Consider the following 18057-nt stretch of genomic DNA (forward strand, 5'->3'; position numbering starts at 1 on the left):
GGGATTCAGGTTTATAAGTAACATCCTATCTAGTTAGCACGCCCCTAATAATAAAAGGCTGCCCTTCATATAAAGGCAGCCTTTTTGAATATATGATGAGATGAAGTTAAAAACAAGTAAATGAAACAATTTGCCTCAAGTCAACGCCGAAAAACATCCACCTTCCACGGAAAAATCTAAATCCTGACACTGAAGTTCGTCCTACAAAGGTTGGAAAGAACCAGAAGCTATCTCCATTTCTCAGCCAAACATACGTATTCCGAAACAAACATCTAGAAATAGCTCCGGGGTCAACAGCCAAGGGAGACATTTGAGGGACAAATGGTGGAGGTGGCGCCGTTGGTCCCTGATGTCCTCCGCCTCCGGGTCCAGGTCCTGGTCCAGGTGGTGGGAATGACGGTCCAGGTCCTAGACCTGGTGGCGGGCCTGGTGGAGGCATTAACGGTCCAGATGGACCTGGTCCTGGCAATGGTACAAATGCCATTTGATTTCACTCCTTTTAAAGATAGGCTAAAACAATGTATGTTGGAGTGAATGCATCCGATTGGACGAATACCTACGCACAGTTAACTTTGTAAATTGAGGCTTTCTTATTGGCTGTACTTATGTAATTCACCAGTTCTATGCTTCTACCACAATCTTCAGTTTCGAATCCCAGCGCCAAGACGGAGTCCCTTGCAAATGAATGCCGCCTACCCACCTATCCAACTGCTCTATTTCTGCATATTCTGTTTTCCCATCTAGCATGTCCTGTCCCAGTGCCGTTACCTGCAGCACACTTTCTCGAAACGGCAGCGAAGACTGCTTCAAATCAGCAAACGGCACAATCCCCTTCTTAACTTCCAACAAGGGATTCGATACTTCAATAAGTGAGTTTAGTAGGTACCAAAACTCCAGATCGCCCATCCCAAGCTCATGAAGCCGGTCACCGACATGTTGAAACACCTCAATAGGTGTGTGAATTCCACTTGCTATCGTTTCCAATGTAACCTGCTCAATGATTCCTAGACCATTCAACACCGAAGGCAGACGTGCCAAGTGTGCCTCGAAAGCATGGTGTAGAAAAGGCAGAGCCGAAGTGTCCTGTACTAGCAGCTCCATCATGTTATTAGGATCTTCCGCTGCGTATGCCTCCCATGCTTTACTGCCCAGTTCTAACTCAGCAGTTCCAATAGGAGTCCATGTTCCGGATAACGTTTCAAGCTGCTCTGTGCTCAGCTGGCCTAATCCACGAAATAGTTGGATTCCCGGATAAGATCCGATGCACAGCAAATTAAGTTTTGTATTGCCGAGCGGCCTTCCGTTAAACCAATTGAGCAAATAACTTAGCATGGTCTGATCGAAAAGATCATGCTCAAACCAAAGCACGACTTCATCATAATTGTGAAATTGGTGAAGCTTCTGCTCCTGCTCTTTGCCGATCCGGATATATTCGGACTCCGGGATCCCAAGTGTGCGCTCTAGGTACTTCGCCCGCAGCTCTCTGTTAGTGAACGCGTCCATTTCTTTAAATACCGGGCCGAACGGATAGAGCTCTCGCCATACTAATATCTCCCCTTGAATATTTCCCTTGCGCAGCTTATCTGCTACTACATCTCCATTAACAATATGAAGCATTCGTGTGCCTCCTTCATACAAATCAGTAAATACCGAAACAAAATCGGCTACATGCAAAGTGCTTTTTAGCTTCTTCCGCGCATCAAAGAGTCTCTTCTTCAATGCTGTCGAGGATATCTCCAACGTCTCTGATATTTCCCGGATGCTGTAGCCTTGAAAATAATAAAGCTGTACCGCAATACGCAAATGTGACGGCAGTTGTGCAACAGTTGCATGAAGAGTCTGGAATAACTCTCTTCTCTCGATAATCGTCTCCAGGCTTCCCTGATTATCGCTTGGCAGCTCAAGCTCATGAAGCGGAGACGTTTGAAATGACTTGCGTCGCAAATAGCGATAACACTGGCGCTCTACGATTACTTTGAACCACCCCGGAAAACGTCTGGGATCCTGGAGCTTTTGCAGATTGGCGAAGGCTTCAACGAATGCTTCTTGAACCGCATCTTCTGCCAAATGGAGATCGTGTAATTTTTCATAAGCGACAGCTACAGCCATACCGCTGTAATGCTTAACCAATTCGTCATAGGCTTCCACATTGCCTCGCTTGGCCTCTTCCATCCACTGAAGCACTTTTTACGAACCTCCTTTAACGGTGTATCTATAAGTAAAGTGCTGTTAATGATTTAAAAGGTTACCACGTGCTACTTATTATTTTTCCACATCTACGTGATTAATGATAGTAATATTGGAATACTGAGCAGGCATAACAAAGATAAAAAACAGCCTGAAATGGTTCGGGCTGTTTACTGTACATCGTCAATCAGATGACGACTAATTTTTTATCAAGCATGTTAATTAGTTTTTGCAATAGAACTAATTCTTCATTTTTAAATTGGTCGAGCCGAATCTTCACCATTTCGAACATTTTTTTGTCTTCGCGAATTTTGTGACGAATGTATTGATCCCGCAGCTTCATTGCTCTTTTCGCTATATCCTTACATCCCTCCACAAGCTCTTCGTCGTACGGGATGATCCCCTTTTCTACCATGTATCCGATCCGATCACTCATCATTTTTTTGTGCTCCCAAATTACATGAAGGTTCCTCAAATCGTTTCGGTCTTTGAGCCGAGGATCGTTTTTCTCAGCGGCATCAAAGTACATTTGCAAATAATCGTATACTTTAATTCCGAACGCTTGTTCATTGTCATAAATGTAATTGATTCGGTTTAAATGGGTCTCTCCGTCTAAATAATCTTGAAGTTGATCGATCACAGATGTTGTATCAAAAGGATAAGGAAAATGCGGCTCGTATTTGTAAAAATACGTATGGTGATCATCTGTATACTTTTCCTTGAGAAGATGTCGCATGGAGTGGATAGCATCCTGAAACTCTTGGAACGAGATTTGTAAATTGCGGTAAACTTCTTTATTATCGAACATGGAGACATAAAAGATACGTTGGTCCCAATCGAAACCATATATAAAAAGATGATGAGGGAAATGATGCTTTTGATAGCAGGCCGCTGTCGAGAGCTTAGATTCGTCTAAAAACACGACACAGTAATAGCCGTTGCGGATTTGATCCGCGAAAAATTTGGGCCAAGCGTCCACTGCTAAACTGTCCAAAATCGAATAATTGACGGAGCATGTGAGTAGAAATGGGTTATTAAAATTGAGCTCGTTGGGCTTCCCCCTGAAAAAATCGACATAGAATTGCCTATCGCCATCTAGAATTTTGCTTGTGCAGGACCATTGAATAAAATTGCTGTAATACCAAGGCATCGATTCTTCATGACCACTCGTAATTGAAAGCGTATAGGCCCACCGTAAAAACCCTTTAAGTGGTGGATTAAACACCGGAAGCTGTACAACATTCATAGGTTTCTCCCCTTTTGATAAGTCCAATTAAAGCTATAAGTATGTTAGCGATTATATTTACAGCAGTTTTAAATTTTCTCTACGAATTTGTACAACGATTTTGCTAAGACGATAAAAATGGCAGGCTTAGCTGCATGATCAGTACCGTGTTATTATATAACGATAAATTTATACTTTCGTCTATATGATTATATTAACTTGCGAAAATTTTCCCCCTCGTAGGAAAATTACCTACTCAAGGAGACTTCAAGATACACTATTATTACATTTGTCGTGATACAAAATGAAAGCGAAAATATAAAAAAGTCGATTCCTTGTAAAGGAAATCGACTTTTGGTTGTCCGATATTTACTTGGCATCCTTTCGTTTTTCACCTTCAATAGAGACGATAATCTTATTTTTATTTTCAGGTTGTGACCTATCAATCCGTCCAAGCTGCGTCTCGGCACCAGAGCTGTCAATTTTGCCGAATTCGGTAGTGTCCATCATTACAATATCTGTAAAGTAAACAGCATTTCCAAACGCAGCAGGCTTCGTACCCCACTCACGTTTTTTAGTGTCTGACGAATCGTAAATATCTTCCGCCCATTCTACTTCAGAAAATCCATGTTCACTGATTTCAATATATTCTCTAAGACCTTTATGCTCTCTGATGAAGCGCAGAGACTCACCCTCTGGGAAAATATAACGGATGGTGAACCCTTCACCAGTCGATTCTAAGGCGCCCTTCTCACGAAAAACGGGTAACGAAGTCGCGATCTTTCGAGCATCAGCCAAGTTCCCGTTCACTAACGTTTCGAGTTGCTTCATGCGGGAAGGTGTTTGAACGATCGTATTTTTGCTCGGCTTATGGTAATAAACGCTAGCCCCTAGTTGTTCAGACAGAAAACGAAGTGGTACATAAGTGCGACCATTACGGATCGTTACAGGAACATCCAATGTTTTTTTACTTCCATTGACTAGGGCCTCTTTCTTACCAGCAGTAAGCTGGATGTCTATTGACTTAGCTTTATTCGTAATATTTATCGTCTTTTTCTGTTTATCATAAGAATAGTTAGCCCACGTAGGATCATTAAACGCAACCAATTGCACCAGCGTTCGGCCTTCTAGGGTCAAAATATCGTTTTGCCAAGTACTGTCGATAAAAACTTGTGGAGAAGGTTGTGCACCAGATGCTTGTACAGCCCCTCCCGTTGAAATCGTTCCCGAGACAAGCGCTGCTGCCATAATAGCTAGAAATCTTTTCTTCATAACGTACCTCCGGGTTAGTGTTTTATATGTATTTATATATATAGACGCATCATCGTTCATGAAAGTTTCTATGCATTAGGAATGTCACAAAGAATATCCGCTTCCTGTATACAATCTTGCTGAGACTGGCAACCCTTCTTGACTATAATCGAGTCACAATGCACCCCAAAGTAGATTTTGGATATATAAATATAACCTTATAGAACTTTAAAGTACCTATAGCACCTAGAAGTGCCTACAGCACTTTTAAGTACGTACTTCACAATAAATCCAATATCCCGCACAATAGCATCTATAACCGGCCAATGAATACCGCTTCATACAATCAATCATAAAAATCCGCCGGTAATATGATGCAAAGGAAGGTTGTTAACCTATGAAAGCTCTTGTTACCGTCACTCACCCTCGCAAAGATTCCCTTACGTATGCAGTGATGGATCGTTTTGTCGAAGGTCTGAAACAAAACAATCACGAAATCGATTTGTTGCACTTAGACCACGATGGCTTCGATCCTATTTATACCGTTAATGATGAGAAAGATTGGATGAGTCCTGACAAAATTTATTCTCCTGAGGTTCGAAAGGAAATGGACCGAATTGCAGCAGCAGACACACTTATTTACGTATTCCCGTTATGGCAGTACAGCGTACCTTCGATGCTTAAAGCGTATTTGGACAAAATATGGAACATGGGACTCTTTGGAAAAATGGGTGAGAAAAAGGTGCTATGGATCTGCCTTACCGGAGGAGATCAAGCCCATATGTTGAAATATAAGCGGGAAGAAATACTTACGCATTATCTTAATGTGTTGGTTTCCGGCTACGCTCGAGTGAAGGAATCCAAGGTTGAGCTGTTGCACGATACCCTTTCAGAATCCAAGCAACATATTGAAAGTTTGCTGGATCGCGCTTATCAGCTAGGGCTCGAGTACAAATAATTAAAGCACCTTCTCTATTATACAAATAAGCTGTTTAATACAATCAGAAAAGGACCTTAACCGGTCCTTTTTCATTTGGGATCATATTTAGTTTGCTGAGTTAGGGGAAATGACCTCCCACTTTCCAAACAACGTTAAACCTGCTGCCTTAGCCAATGATACAGATGTAAGATTGTCGAGCTGGCAACGATACTGGGGTTCGTACCCCTGCTCGTACGCGTATTTGCTAATGGAACGAACTACTTTTCGGGCATGACCTTTTCCTCGATAAGATGTCAAAGTGAGTACTCCGAGATCTGCCATTTTCGAAGCTTGCCATGGGTACATGCTGGCAGCACTCACTAAACGATTTTGATCAAATGAGCCGAACACCGCCCAATGATCCAGTTCTACATAAGCGTCATCCAAATCTTGTTCCGAGGCGGAGGATTGGAATTCTGAGAACCTCACTTCATCCTGCTCTGTTAACGGACGCACCACACCATCCAGACTTTCTTGCATCAGTACTTTCTTTTCCGCTTCCGAAAAATAAAAAAGATAGTCTGCACCATGCAGCGTGATTCCTGCTTTATTTAACTTCTGGCGAAAGGTTGACTCTGACAATTCTTCTTTCTCAAAGAAACCCGCCTTAGTAGCCATAGCAGGTGTCAACACTGCCATAACTCCCCCATCGAAGGTTTCCACTACCATAACTCGACTGTCTTCATTCAGTTCAGGATTAATGATTACCATAAAGACTTCATCGCTATAGAGAACGTTTCCTTTCATAAAGGGAGACAACCAAAAGTCGCTTATCGCCTGAGAAAATAAAGGCATGCTATGTGCTTGAATGGATTCCATTGTCATTATGTTCACTCCCATATATAGTACACTTATTTTATGACGGAAGAGTTCAACTTACTTGGAAAATTGTAACTCTACATTAGACAATACACCATAAGAGTCCTTATATTCCAACATTTATTCACTATTAGGGGTCTAATAAATCATTTTCTCGCAAACACTTGACCTTAGGTCCGACCTAAGGTGTATCGTTGAGATATTCCAGATGATCATCAGGAGTGAACGTTATGCAAAATGAAATTACAATTAGTGAGCTAGCCAAGCTTATGAACGTATCGGTACACCAAATTCGCTATTTTGAAGAGAAGGGAGTTCTTCAACCCGCTTACACCGATGAGAATCAATATAGAATGTACGGAATAGAGGAAGTTTACAAGCTGTCACATATTCTACTACTCCGTAAACTGGGCGTGTCTGTTCAAACGATTAAGGAATGTATGACCTCCTATTCTGCTGATCAATATCGAGATCTATTTCATACTTCCCTACAAGAAATAGAAGCAGAGCTTAGACGTCTCAAGGAAACACAGCATTTCATCAAAAAGGTGCTGCAGGAACAGCAGGACGCAACGACAAAGTCCAAGCAATTTCAAATAAAATGGCGAGACACTACTTATTTTACAACTTGGATTAAAATGGACGTCAGTGAACAGCTGACTGCCAGACACTTGGCTGCACAAGCGAACCGCATTCCAAACTTGTTCGAAATGGATTTTCATTGTATCTATGATGGCTCCAATACAATTAGCCTGTCCTTGGAAACAAAAGAGCCTGCCGATCATTCTTTGCCTCAAGGTAACTATCTTTCGATGCAAACTCTAATCAATGCAGATGATGAGCTTGAGCAAGCAATTGAGCAGTTATATGCCTATGCAGCATCACAATCATTTGTTACATCAGGACCCCTGCTCCTAACTGAGAAATCTTATTTATCCTTATTTAGCGAACAAAAGCTTCATTATGAGCTGCAAGTTTGTATAGAACAGCGAAAGGTTGAAGTCTAATGAATCAATCGAAAACGCGCATCACTGCCTTTGATTTTGCAAGAGCATTGGCGATCTTCGGAATGATTATCGTGAATTATAAAATAGCTATGCAGGCAGAGCATAGCGGTCCGAAATGGTTACAATCGATTGCAGGTCTATTTGAGGGTCGAGCATCTGCATTGTTCGTCCTACTAGCTGGCATCGGAGTTGCGTTAATGACCTCAAAGGCCCGAAGCTCCATGAGCAGGGAGCTGATTCGTCAATCCCGAATGGGCTTATACAAGAGAGCGGCATTCCTCTTTATTGCTGGTGTACTTTTGTTGTTCATGGAATGGAGTGCCGACATTTTGCATTACTACGCGGTATTTATGCTTGTTGCAGCTGTATTGATCACGGTGTCAGATCGTCTTATCATCGTATTGTTCTTAACGATCCTGTCATTATCTCAGGTATTTTTACTGCTATTCGACTACAGTAAAGGGTGGAATTCGAACTTCACCGTATACACAGATTTTTGGACACTAGAAGGGTTCGCTCGCAATCTATTATTTAACGGATTCCATCCACTCTTTCCGTGGCTATGCTTCTTCCTCATCGGTTTGTGGATTGGTAGAAAGGGTTGGATAACGAATAAAAACCGATCAAAGCTCTTGTTAAACGCCTTGCTTGGAACGGTTATTTTTGAATCGATGTCCTATATTTTGGTCAAATGGACTTCCCCATCACTGGGTAGTGAAGCTGCACTTTATTTGTTTGGAACAAAACCGATGCCACCTACCATGCTGTATGTTCTTTCTGGTATAAGTTCGGCTTTGGCAATTATAGCGGTCAGTCTGTATATCGTCGATAAATGGGAGAAATTTGCGCTGACGCAGGCGATTATTTATACCGGTCAGTTATCGTTCACTCATTATTACGGACATGTAGTAATCGGATTGGGACTGCTGCAACTAATAGGCTATTTGGAAAATGGCAGTCTTGCATTTGCTGTGGCATACGGAAGCTTATATTTTGTTATGGCCATTGCCTTCTCGTACATGTGGAGAAAACAGATATCAAGAGGCCCTATCGAGCTGCTAATGAGAAAATTATGCTAACGAGCAGCTTATGCTCATCGTACACAACAGTTTCATGTAGGATGCCTATCGAGAGCGTAACCCATAAGTGAGCTACGACACCAATCACCGTGCCTTAAGATTCATTCTGATAAACAAATAAAAGAACCCATGCAATCTTATCACCTAGATTGCATGGGCTCATCTCGCCATAGTTATGACTTAAGCCATAACTTATTTTTTAACCGCTTCTTTTAAAATTTTAATCTTGTCTTCCTTAGACATGTCAAATGTGGCTGAAACGCTGTATTCATAATTATCATCATGCCAGAACATATATTTTGGGTAAATATGTGCTGGGAGATCATCCTCAAAAAATCCTTTTTTCTTAAGAGTTTCTGAATCTAGAGAATGTTTAGAAATCGCAATCGTGTCTTTGCCGTTCGTGTACTCCAAACGAATCGTTGCTGCCTCTTTCCAATCAATTTCTTTCACATAGAGAGGTTTGCCGCTCTCCTTGCCTTCGCTCCTTACTTCCTCGACGAACTTCCCTTGAATGGGACCTTCAACTCTAGCTTTTGAGAACGTAAAGCCTTTGGGTAAATTCGACGGCTGAAGCAAGATGGAGCCTTCCAGCGTAGAAGCCTTTTTCAAGTAGTCCTCGTAACTGCTGTAATGATCGATTCCACCCCAATAGCTTAAGTCGAGCCCGTTATTAATGCCCTTGTACTTATGGTACAAAATATACATGCCGCCTGTTTCCTTATGCAATTGCTTCACTCTGTTTTGTTCGTTTTCAATAAACTTTAGATCCGCTGCAGGTATAGATTTGGCTGCTTCATCGTATTTTCTTTGCGCTTCCTCTATTCCTTTCTTATAGCTAGCGCGCTCCTCCGCAGAATCTATCCCTTCTGGGTAAGCAATTTCTATTTGAGATGCCTTCACTGCTTCACTTTCTTTGGCATTTACTAGCGACACACTGCCGAGAGCAAGAAGCATCGTTAATCCTAAAATGGATAATTTGTATGATTTCTTTTGAAAATGTTTAATCATGATAAGTCTCCTTTTCATTTGTTTATGGGTAGCGGACAGGGCGGCAAGCCCCGGCTGATGATGGATTGCCGAAAAATGTTCCAACACGTGTAAAATGGTTTGTCCGTATGCATAGTTTTGCTTCGGGCTCAGTCGATCCAGTGCACAAGCATCGCATGCGATTTCTTGATGCTGCCTAGCCTTTTGTACAGCAAACCATAATAAAGGATTAAACCAATGGACAATAACAAGAATGTGCATGATCCAATTTACTGCCACATCCCAGCGCTTAATATGTGCAAATTCATGCACGAGAATATACCTAAGCTGATCCTTTTGTAGGGTAGCAAGCAGGCTAGGTGCGATAACGATTACAGGGTTTCGTAATCCAACCACAGCTGGTCCTGGTATTTGTTCAGATGCGACAAAGCGAATATTTCGTTTAAAATCGAATAGCTGCTTTGTTTCTTGAAACAGAGATGATAAATAAGGCATCTCAATGGCTCGACTTGCACGCAGCATTTGCTTTAAGCGAAGGTAATCATACAACGTCTTTAGCGTTAACAGCAGCATACCTACAAGCCATACGAATATGAATATATTCGTGAAGCTCCATTGTTTGATCGTGCTCCACCATGGCTTATCTTTAGGCTCAAATTCTGATAAATGAGGCTGCTTAATTGCATTCGCCACTTCCCAATAAGAAAGCCCTTGAGAATGAGCGGGATTTTCCGTTATGCCTCTCGCTTCCTTGCTCCAACTATGCCAAGCAGCTGAGTCTTGGACTTGCTCATGAATACTAGGCGCTATGCCATCCAGTGAAAACATATTGTACAGACTAAGCGAAGACTCTGGCGCCCAAGGGAGCAGCAAACGAATTACGACAGGCATCCAAAGTAAATAGTGCCATCTTGCCTCAAGTTTGTTTTTCATTACAAATTGCAACATCAGAACAATGACAACTAATATGCTGGCCATGAAAGATGTCTGAATGACCCACTCGAAAATGGATAAAAGACTTACATATATGGAAGGACTCATCACGTATCTCTCTTTTCTTGTTGTTTGTCACTGTCGTTATCGTCAAATAAAGACTTCAGAGCCTCGATTTCTTTGGCATTCAGCTTTTCATCCTCTAAAAAATGGGCCAGCATTGGTCTCCATGATCCTCCATAAAGCCTTTTTACAAATGATCTTGTTTCGAATTGTAAATACTCCTGTTCACTTATGAGCGGGTAAAACAGTTGAAACCGTGTCGCATTGGCTTCAACTTTCACACCTACAGCGCTCTTTTGCACCAATCGATTGAGAAGCGTTCGGGTTGTATTTGGGCTCCAACCCATCCGCTCTGCCATTATCTTCACAATTTCGCTGGAAAGGAAATCTGGATTTGCCCACAAGATACGCATAATTTCTAGTTCAGCATCGGTAATGGATGGTATATGATGCATGTATGAAACCTCCACCGTCAATTTACTCTGACTACGTATGTAGTTATAATTAAATACTACATTTGTAGTTTGGTAATGTCAACCTATTTAGTAGAGTAAACTCCCGTATATGTAGTCTCATACAGCCAAATTTGAACTTATTTTTTAATCGCCGCTTTCAACAACTCAATTTTTTGCTTTTTTGGCATAGCAAAGGTCGTAGAAATACTGTATCCGAATTTATCATCCTGCCAATATATATATTTAGGGTAAATATGGGCAGGAAGCTCATCTTCATAAAACCCTTTTTTCTTCGTTGAATCTGCGTCTAACATATACTTAGAAAATGTAATGGTCTCTTTTCCACTTGTATATTTTAAACGAATCGTGGCTGCCTCTTTCCAATCTATCTTTTTAATGTAAAGAGGCTTTTCACTTTTTTTACCTTCGGCTCTCACATCAGCAACGAACTTCCCTTCCGTTGGACCTTCAATTTTTGCTTCAGAAAGCGAATAACCCTTTGGAAGTTTAGCAGGTTGCTGCAAAATGGAGCCCTTCAACGTAGAAGCTTTTTTCAAGTATTCCTCATAGGTTTTGTAATGATGAATACCTCCCCAATAGCTAATATCGAGCCCGCTATTTAGCTGCTTGTATTTGTGATACAAAATGTACATATCACCAGACTTCTCAGCTAATTCCTTCACTCTTTTCATTTCTTTTTCGATAAATTCTTTGTCCTTTTCAGGTATAGCTTTCGTCGACTTAGATGCATTTGATGCTTTTTTGGCAGGCTTTTGTTGAGTGACATCATTAGCTGACACCTCTGCTGTAAAGTAAGCGGTCGAACCTAGTAATAAGACTCCACTAAATACTGCGATTGCTGCTTTTGATGCTGCTTTCATGTTGAAAATTCTCCTTCCTTAATCTGTTTAATTTAAAACTACAAATGTAGTTGTAATGACAATACTACAACTGTAGTTTTAATATGTCAACCTATTTTCTAGAAAAATTTACTTTACTTTATGCATGTAATTTTCCTATCTGTATTATTAATTCCCTACGCCTCAAAACCGAAAAAACTCCCCATACATGTGTATGAGGAGTAAAGATTGTAGAATCGTTATAAGGATGCCTCGCCACTAACCATCTCAAGCCAATTAGCAATTTCGATAAACTATTGGATGAATTGAGAAGCATTGAAATCATTGAAATAGTGCACACCGTCATGCAGGAGATCAGTCGTTGTTTTTTTGCGATTCGTATTGAACCAGAGTTTATCCCCATGAGCGACGCCCACGCCTTCAATCTCAAAAAGCTCAGGGTATGCAGCGGATGTTATACGGAATGACAGATTAGGATCTGACGTTATAGTCCCCGATGCAGTAGATACATTACGATACACAAGTACGATGCTGACGTTTTTATTTGTTATGGGTACAAAAATAGTATTTTTATAAATAGCGAAGCTTTGGTGTGTATACGTGATATCAGGTATTGGGCTGCCATTGACCAATGATCCTTGAACATTAATGCTAAAGGCAGGGGAAATATTAATAGTGCCGCTATTTGCGGTCAGTGGAAGTGTACCCTTATAAAAGTTTACTCCCTTTTTGAATAGAAAGTTTATATTATTTGCGTCTTTGCTAAGTATTTTCACACCTGAAACCGATTCGTTTGCGCCACCCCTTTTGATTGTGTAGCTGCCAACTTTGTAATAGGTTGCTCCAACATATTTCAGTTTTACGAGGCTCATCACGCCTGCACTACTGTCCTTCATAGTAGCTACAAACATATAATGCGTTCCGTCAATTGTGCTGAGCACGATATCGTTTGCATGGCCCAGATCGGTTCTGTAGGTAGTTCCGTTATCACCGTTTTTCATGAGCTCTGTAGCTCCTGTGTTCATGTTCGTCCGGTAAATGACCTGCTTTTGATCGCCATTACTGACTTTTACACTGTAGGCATAAGTTGATCCCACATCAAATCCTTGTGCGGAGTTACCTCCATTAGCATTTTCAAGTGTTGCAACTGTGGTGTAAGTGTTGAAATAAGCCGCACTGGCTGTAAGTGGTATCATTACCGTAGTACAGAGGAGAAAAACAACAAAGAGGATGAGAGGCTTTCTAGGTTTCAAGGTCAACATACTTTTCATACATGTTACCTCCATTATTCATTTTATGTGGTTAATACAATTTGAATAAGCTTTCAAACCTACTCTAGGCATAGCAAAATAGAGCTTGGCCACTTTTCAAAGATAAAAATACGTTCTGAATGTTTCCAATTCATAAATAACATGTTGAGTGCTGTGCTTCAGGAAAGTTGGTTGTTCCTCGTATTCACCTCATCTTTCGCAGTTTATTTGAGGGAGTTTTGCAGAAAAAATTTACTTCGGGGCTATTTTTGTGAATTATCATTTCGCTCGGGATTAATATACCCCCAATTCTATTGAAAGTCTAGTAGATCTTGCGGAAAAATGAGTAAGATTTCATTTATGCTGACGATTGTTATGGGGTTTTTAATGCTGGTTCCCCCCCACTGGTGCAGGAACATGACAGCTCATCATGCTATCATCAATAATCAAGGCTTTGGAGAGAAAATTCGAGCAATTAATAGTGCTGTTGAATGTGGCTGCAAAGAAAAGCCCTCAGGGAATGAGGGCTTTTCTTTGCGTTAAATTTAGTTACTGAGGATCATGATCTAATTTTTTTGGCATTTGCTTATGATAGCAGGTTTGGGCTGCCAGCAATTAAATTGATATTTTGGATGGGTTTCATACCCTAGTCTTTCGCATTTGTATGTAACTCTAGCTCCAATTTTTTTGATGACTCTAAAGTTTTGGCATGTCGCACAACAAAGATATTTATTTTCCATACGATAATCGTATAACTAAGTTGTTTGATTGTCTACCTCTACCGTTTTCATTTTCAGACTCCAGTATTCAAGATTCCATAATGAATGAGGTCCTCATATTTATTTTCCTTATAAACATGATGTACGAGTCTACCTTCCTCCACCATGCCAACTTTCTGCATTACACGTCCAGAGGCAGGATTGGAAGCAAAGAATCTCGCGTATACTTTGTGATAATGTTTTTCTGAAAAGGCAAATGAAATAAGCGCTTTGGTGGCTTCTGTTGCATATCCCCTGCCCCAATATTCCTCACCGATCCAGTACCCAAACTCACCATTTCTATGTATTGGGTGGTTTGACAGGCCTATTGCTCCATAAAGCTCGTGTGTATGTTTATCCGTAATGGCAAATTCATAATATCGATTATTATTAAAATTTTCTTCATGCGTTTGAATCCATATTCTCGCACTCTCTATCGGATAGGGATAAGGCAGCGTCAATGTACTTTTGTAAACATTATAATTATTGCATAGCTCTGAGACACGTTGTGCATCCGATAATTCAAACGGTCTTATCAGCAATCTCTCAGTTGTGATTGTTCTTTTCTTTTCATTGTACATAGCTCTTTCTCCTCTATATGTTACACATTTTTTCAGCGCCGATAAAAAAGTATTCTTGCTATAGTATAATAGTGGGATTTAATCGTCAATCACTTTACGTTAAAATGATATAGAATTTTGTACATATTTTTGTAGTAAGCCAAAGGAGGAGCAGTAACATGAATTGGAAAGCTGTTTTCGAAGTGTGTTACGAAAAGTGTCCTGAAGCGACAGAACAAGAGTTAGATATGTTGATAAATGATTGGCATCGACCTCTATCCGAGCATGAAATCAAGGAGATCGTGGAAAGACAGCGCAATCCCTTCCCTGTGTCAGACCCTTTACATAAGCAATACCAGCCGTTTGATCCAGCAAAATGGATCATCCCGAATAAACGCTTACCAGCTACCTACGTAGAATTGCTTCGTTATTCCAACGGCGGTGAATTCGGCAATGGTGAACGGTATTTTCAATTTTTTAGCACAGCTGAGTTCAGAGCTATGATGCTTGCCTATGAATTTCCCGAATATATGCCTGGAGCCGTACCATTCGCCATGGATGGATGCGGCCATCATTATGCATGGGACATGAGAAGCAACAAGGATCAAGATGAGTATCCTATTCTCGTCTCGCACTCAGGAAATTTAGGATACGAAGATGCAGTACACATAGCCGAGACATTTATAGAGCTGTGCCAAGGTACTATTTCGGCTGAAGATATACGTTATGGCTAAGATAGAAAGACAAGTCTCATATAACAGACTGGAGGAAGAAATGAACCAATCCCTTATTGAACAATTAAACTTATGGCATGAGGATGACAAACATCAGTATATCGTGGACACACTGCTAGCCATCCCCAAGGATGAATGGGACTATGAGGCGCTCATCCGACTAGGAAGAGCCTATAACAATCTAGGGCTTTATGAAGAGGCACTCCACCATTTTGAAAAAATAGCTGAACAAGGCCAACAAGATCCACTCTGGCATTATCGGGTAGGTTTTGCGCTATTTCATCTGAAAAAATATGAAGATGCGTCTCAGGTACTGCGTACCGCTGACATGCTAGAACCCGGCGATCCGAATATCGAATACTTGTTAACCTTGAGTTTGCAAAAAGCCGAAAAACAGCATAGACAAGAGCTTCGGATTGCCGCGAAAAGGAAAAATGCTATGGAATCGAACCGATCGACAGGTGATTATGTTCCTTTCGCAAACATGTCCTTGGATGATTTTTGGGAAGACAGCGAGTATGCGAAGAAATCTTATCTTTCCGAGCCGCCGACTGATGAAATGATCGTCTCGATCGAGGAAGAGCTTGGATATAAGCTCCCCTCCTCTTACATCGCGTTGATGAAGCAACAGAATGGAGGTATCCCGAAAAATACCTCCTTCCCAACAGAGGAACCCACTTCCTGGGCTGAGGATCATATTGCAATTACAGGTATCATGGGTATTGGCCGTGAGAAAAGCTATTCCCTTTGTGGGGAGTTTGGCAGTCCGTTTATGATCGAGGAATGGGGGTATCCCGACATAGGCGTAGTCATATGCGACTGTCCTTCGGCAGGACATGACGTCGTGATGTTAGACTACCGAGCATGCGGGAGAGATGGCGAACCAGAAGTAATTCACGTCGATCAAGAGAACGATTATGAAATTACGTTCCTGGCTGAAAACTTTGAGACCTTTATTAGCGGACTTGTGAGCGAAGAGGAATATGATACTTCTGAGGAGGATAAGGCAGAGGATCTTTATAAAATAGCCCACGGAAAATTTTCGCCCTTATTGGAGGAGCTTTGCTCTCAAGTAACAGAGGTTGACCAGGTTGAAATGAAAATTCGCGCTGTCTGTACAAAAGTTGTTGAAGAAAAAGGCCATTTTTCCTTTCATGCTGATGAATTATCGTATCTGATGTATGATGTGCAGTTTTGGCTATATACAAAGTCTCATCCAAACACGAATCGCGAGCAGTACTTGAATATGTATGATAAAATGATCGCCTTCGGCGGCGAATTTGGTCAAGGCGGTTACGCTCCAGCATGGATTACTGAATGGCTGGAACATCGTATAAATGAAGGCCGGATCCTACAGGAAGATGGACGCTTGCGATTAGCGGATCAATTCACGCTTGAATTAATTAATAGAATTAGAGAAATTTAATTTAGAAGTTAAGGGCTAGTTAAAGGATTGTTCCTCTTACTTCGTCAAAAGACCCCCATTCCACTGCAACGTGGTAATGGGGGGGCAATATGTCGCCTATTTCGCTTCCGTTATTGGGGTTTTGGCGATAGTAGCGTGATTTCTAAAATCACTATCGGCTGCATATTCCGCAGGTGGATGAAATTCTTTTTCCATTTTCGCGACTACAACCGTAGCTACACCATTTCCGATTAAGTTCGTAATCGAACGTGCTTCTGACATAAAGCGATCTACACCAATCAAGATTGCTAGACCCGCAATTGGGATCGTCGGGAACGCTGCAAGCGTTGCTGCAAGTGTAATAAACCCTGAACCCGTTACACCCGCTGCACCTTTAGACGTCAGCATCAAAATGCCGAGCAACACGAGCTGCTCCCATACAGTGAGATCAACACCGTACGCTTGTGCAATAAAGATTGCAGCCATGGACAAGTAAATGGATGTCCCGTCCAAGTTAAAAGAATATCCGGTTGGAATAACTAGACCGACAACGGACTTCGAACAACCATACTTCTCCAGTTTATCCATCATGCGAGGCAGTGCCGACTCGGAGGAAGATGTACCGAGTACGAGTAATACTTCATCTTTGATGTAGCGAATAAATTTGAAAAGACGGAAGCCGTACAGTCGTGCTATACCACCCAAAACAAATACGACAAACAAAAACATTGTGATGTACACGCAAGTCATCAACAAACCTAGCTTAGTTAAGGAGCCAATACCGAACTTGCCAATCGTGTACGCCATTGCACCAAATGCAGCTATAGGAGACACTTTCATAATCATATTTACAACATTGAAAAACGCGTGTGAAAGCCGTTCAAATAAGTCGATGACTGGCTTTGCTTTCTCGCCCATCGCTGTTAATGCCAAGCCGAACAATACCGCGAAGAACAAGATCGGCAGCAAGTCCCCTTTTGCCAAAGCTCCTACTACATTTTCAGGCACGATAGAAACGACGAATTCCATCATGGTCTGATTACCTTCCTCTGCCTTTTGCACATACGTACTTACGTCACCTTGCACAGCTGCCGTATCGAAACCTTCACCTGGCTTGATAACGTTGACCACGATAAGTCCGATCGCCAACGCAATTGTCGTAACGATTTCGAAATAAAGCAGCGCTTTACCCCCGATGCGGCCAACCTTCTTCATATCCCCCATGCTGGCGATACCATTTACAACCGTGAACAAGACAATTGGTGCAATAACCATCTTAATCAGCTTAATAAAGACATCTCCGAGCACCTTAAGCTTCTCGCCGAAGGCTGGGAAGAAATGACCGACCAAAATACCGAGAATAATTGCGATTACAACTTGTACTGTTAAGTTTTTAAAATTGATTCTCATTGGGAACATCCTTTCTTGTCAAGGTCTACAATGTGAAGGGATTGTGAAATTGTGTCCTCATTGTAGAAAAGAAAGCGGTTCCATTCAATAAT

The 18057-nt window shown here is 41.4% G+C and carries 16 protein-coding genes; 5 read left to right on the forward strand and 11 right to left on the reverse strand.

What is annotated here, in order from left to right; all coding sequences use genetic code 11:
• Positions 1-106: 106 nt before the first annotated feature.
• From FPZ44_RS10185 to FPZ44_RS10200, 4 genes are all read right to left on the reverse strand, one after another.
• Positions 107-484, reverse strand: a complete 378-nt coding sequence (locus FPZ44_RS10185) for a collagen-like protein (RefSeq protein WP_144989825.1) — start codon at positions 482-484, stop codon at positions 107-109.
• Between the two features lie 137 nt (positions 485-621).
• Entirely contained in the window at positions 622-2184 is a 1563-nt protein-coding gene (locus FPZ44_RS10190; protein ID WP_144989827.1) for a sigma-70 family RNA polymerase sigma factor, read from the reverse strand.
• A 190-nt stretch (positions 2185-2374) separates the two neighbouring features.
• Complete coding sequence (locus tag FPZ44_RS10195) at positions 2375-3433, reverse strand: hypothetical protein (protein ID WP_144989829.1); 1059 nt, start codon at positions 3431-3433, stop codon at positions 2375-2377.
• 348 nt (positions 3434-3781) lie between these two features.
• Positions 3782-4684 carry a copper amine oxidase N-terminal domain-containing protein gene (locus tag FPZ44_RS10200; protein ID WP_186785987.1) on the reverse strand — a complete coding sequence of 301 codons (903 nt, stop codon included), beginning with the start codon at positions 4682-4684 and terminating at the stop codon, positions 3782-3784.
• Between the two features lie 376 nt (positions 4685-5060).
• On the opposite strand from FPZ44_RS10200, the gene FPZ44_RS10205 reads away from it, so the two are divergent.
• Entirely contained in the window at positions 5061-5621 is a 561-nt protein-coding gene (locus tag FPZ44_RS10205) for an NAD(P)H oxidoreductase (protein ID WP_144989833.1), read from the forward strand.
• Between the two features lie 87 nt (positions 5622-5708).
• Here the strand turns inward: FPZ44_RS10205 and FPZ44_RS10210 are convergent, their stop codons facing one another.
• Positions 5709-6467 carry a GNAT family N-acetyltransferase gene (locus tag FPZ44_RS10210; protein WP_261378281.1) on the reverse strand — a complete coding sequence of 253 codons (759 nt, stop codon included), beginning with the start codon at positions 6465-6467 and terminating at the stop codon, positions 5709-5711.
• Between the two features lie 224 nt (positions 6468-6691).
• Here FPZ44_RS10210 and FPZ44_RS10215 point away from each other — a divergent pair, with 224 nt between their 5' ends.
• Both FPZ44_RS10215 and FPZ44_RS10220 read left to right on the forward strand, forming a co-directional pair.
• Positions 6692-7468 carry a helix-turn-helix domain-containing protein gene (locus tag FPZ44_RS10215; RefSeq protein ID WP_144989835.1) on the forward strand — a complete coding sequence of 259 codons (777 nt, stop codon included), beginning with the start codon at positions 6692-6694 and terminating at the stop codon, positions 7466-7468.
• Positions 7468-8547, forward strand: coding sequence for a DUF418 domain-containing protein (locus FPZ44_RS10220; RefSeq protein ID WP_144989837.1), 1080 nt, complete (start codon positions 7468-7470; stop codon positions 8545-8547). Before FPZ44_RS10215 ends, FPZ44_RS10220 begins: the two co-directional genes overlap by 1 nt.
• A gap of 192 nt (positions 8548-8739) precedes the next feature.
• Here FPZ44_RS10220 and FPZ44_RS10225 read toward each other — a convergent pair whose 3' ends face one another.
• The 5 genes from FPZ44_RS10225 to FPZ44_RS10245 all read right to left on the reverse strand — a co-directional run bounded on the left by FPZ44_RS10225 (position 8740) and on the right by FPZ44_RS10245 (position 14437).
• Positions 8740-10578, reverse strand: coding sequence for a M56 family metallopeptidase (locus FPZ44_RS10225; RefSeq protein WP_144989839.1), 1839 nt, complete (start codon positions 10576-10578; stop codon positions 8740-8742).
• Positions 10578-10988, reverse strand: a complete 411-nt coding sequence (locus FPZ44_RS10230; RefSeq protein WP_144989852.1) for a BlaI/MecI/CopY family transcriptional regulator — start codon at positions 10986-10988, stop codon at positions 10578-10580. Before FPZ44_RS10230 ends, FPZ44_RS10225 begins: the two co-directional genes overlap by 1 nt.
• Before the next feature lie 137 nt (positions 10989-11125).
• The gene (locus FPZ44_RS10235) at positions 11126-11869 is read right to left on the reverse strand and encodes a hypothetical protein (RefSeq protein WP_144989854.1); all 744 of its coding nucleotides are present in this window, start codon (positions 11867-11869) and stop codon (positions 11126-11128) included.
• A gap of 272 nt (positions 11870-12141) precedes the next feature.
• Positions 12142-13119, reverse strand: coding sequence for a hypothetical protein (locus FPZ44_RS10240; RefSeq protein ID WP_144989856.1), 978 nt, complete (start codon positions 13117-13119; stop codon positions 12142-12144).
• Between the two features lie 772 nt (positions 13120-13891).
• Entirely contained in the window at positions 13892-14437 is a 546-nt protein-coding gene (locus FPZ44_RS10245) for a GNAT family N-acetyltransferase (RefSeq protein ID WP_144989857.1), read from the reverse strand.
• Positions 14438-14595: 158 nt separating this feature from the next.
• Here FPZ44_RS10245 and FPZ44_RS10250 point away from each other — a divergent pair, with 158 nt between their 5' ends.
• Both FPZ44_RS10250 and FPZ44_RS10255 read left to right on the forward strand, forming a co-directional pair.
• Positions 14596-15150, forward strand: a complete 555-nt coding sequence (locus FPZ44_RS10250; RefSeq protein ID WP_144989859.1) for an SMI1/KNR4 family protein — start codon at positions 14596-14598, stop codon at positions 15148-15150.
• Between the two features lie 40 nt (positions 15151-15190).
• Complete coding sequence (locus FPZ44_RS10255; protein ID WP_144989861.1) at positions 15191-16576, forward strand: SMI1/KNR4 family protein; 1386 nt, start codon at positions 15191-15193, stop codon at positions 16574-16576.
• Between the two features lie 96 nt (positions 16577-16672).
• Here FPZ44_RS10255 and FPZ44_RS10260 read toward each other — a convergent pair whose 3' ends face one another.
• Entirely contained in the window at positions 16673-17965 is a 1293-nt protein-coding gene (locus tag FPZ44_RS10260; protein WP_144989863.1) for a dicarboxylate/amino acid:cation symporter, read from the reverse strand.
• Positions 17966-18057: the final 92 nt, after the last annotated feature.

The organism is Paenibacillus agilis, from assembly GCF_007786455.1.
Classification (GTDB): Bacteria; Bacillota; Bacilli; order Paenibacillales; family Paenibacillaceae; genus Paenibacillus_B; species Paenibacillus_B agilis.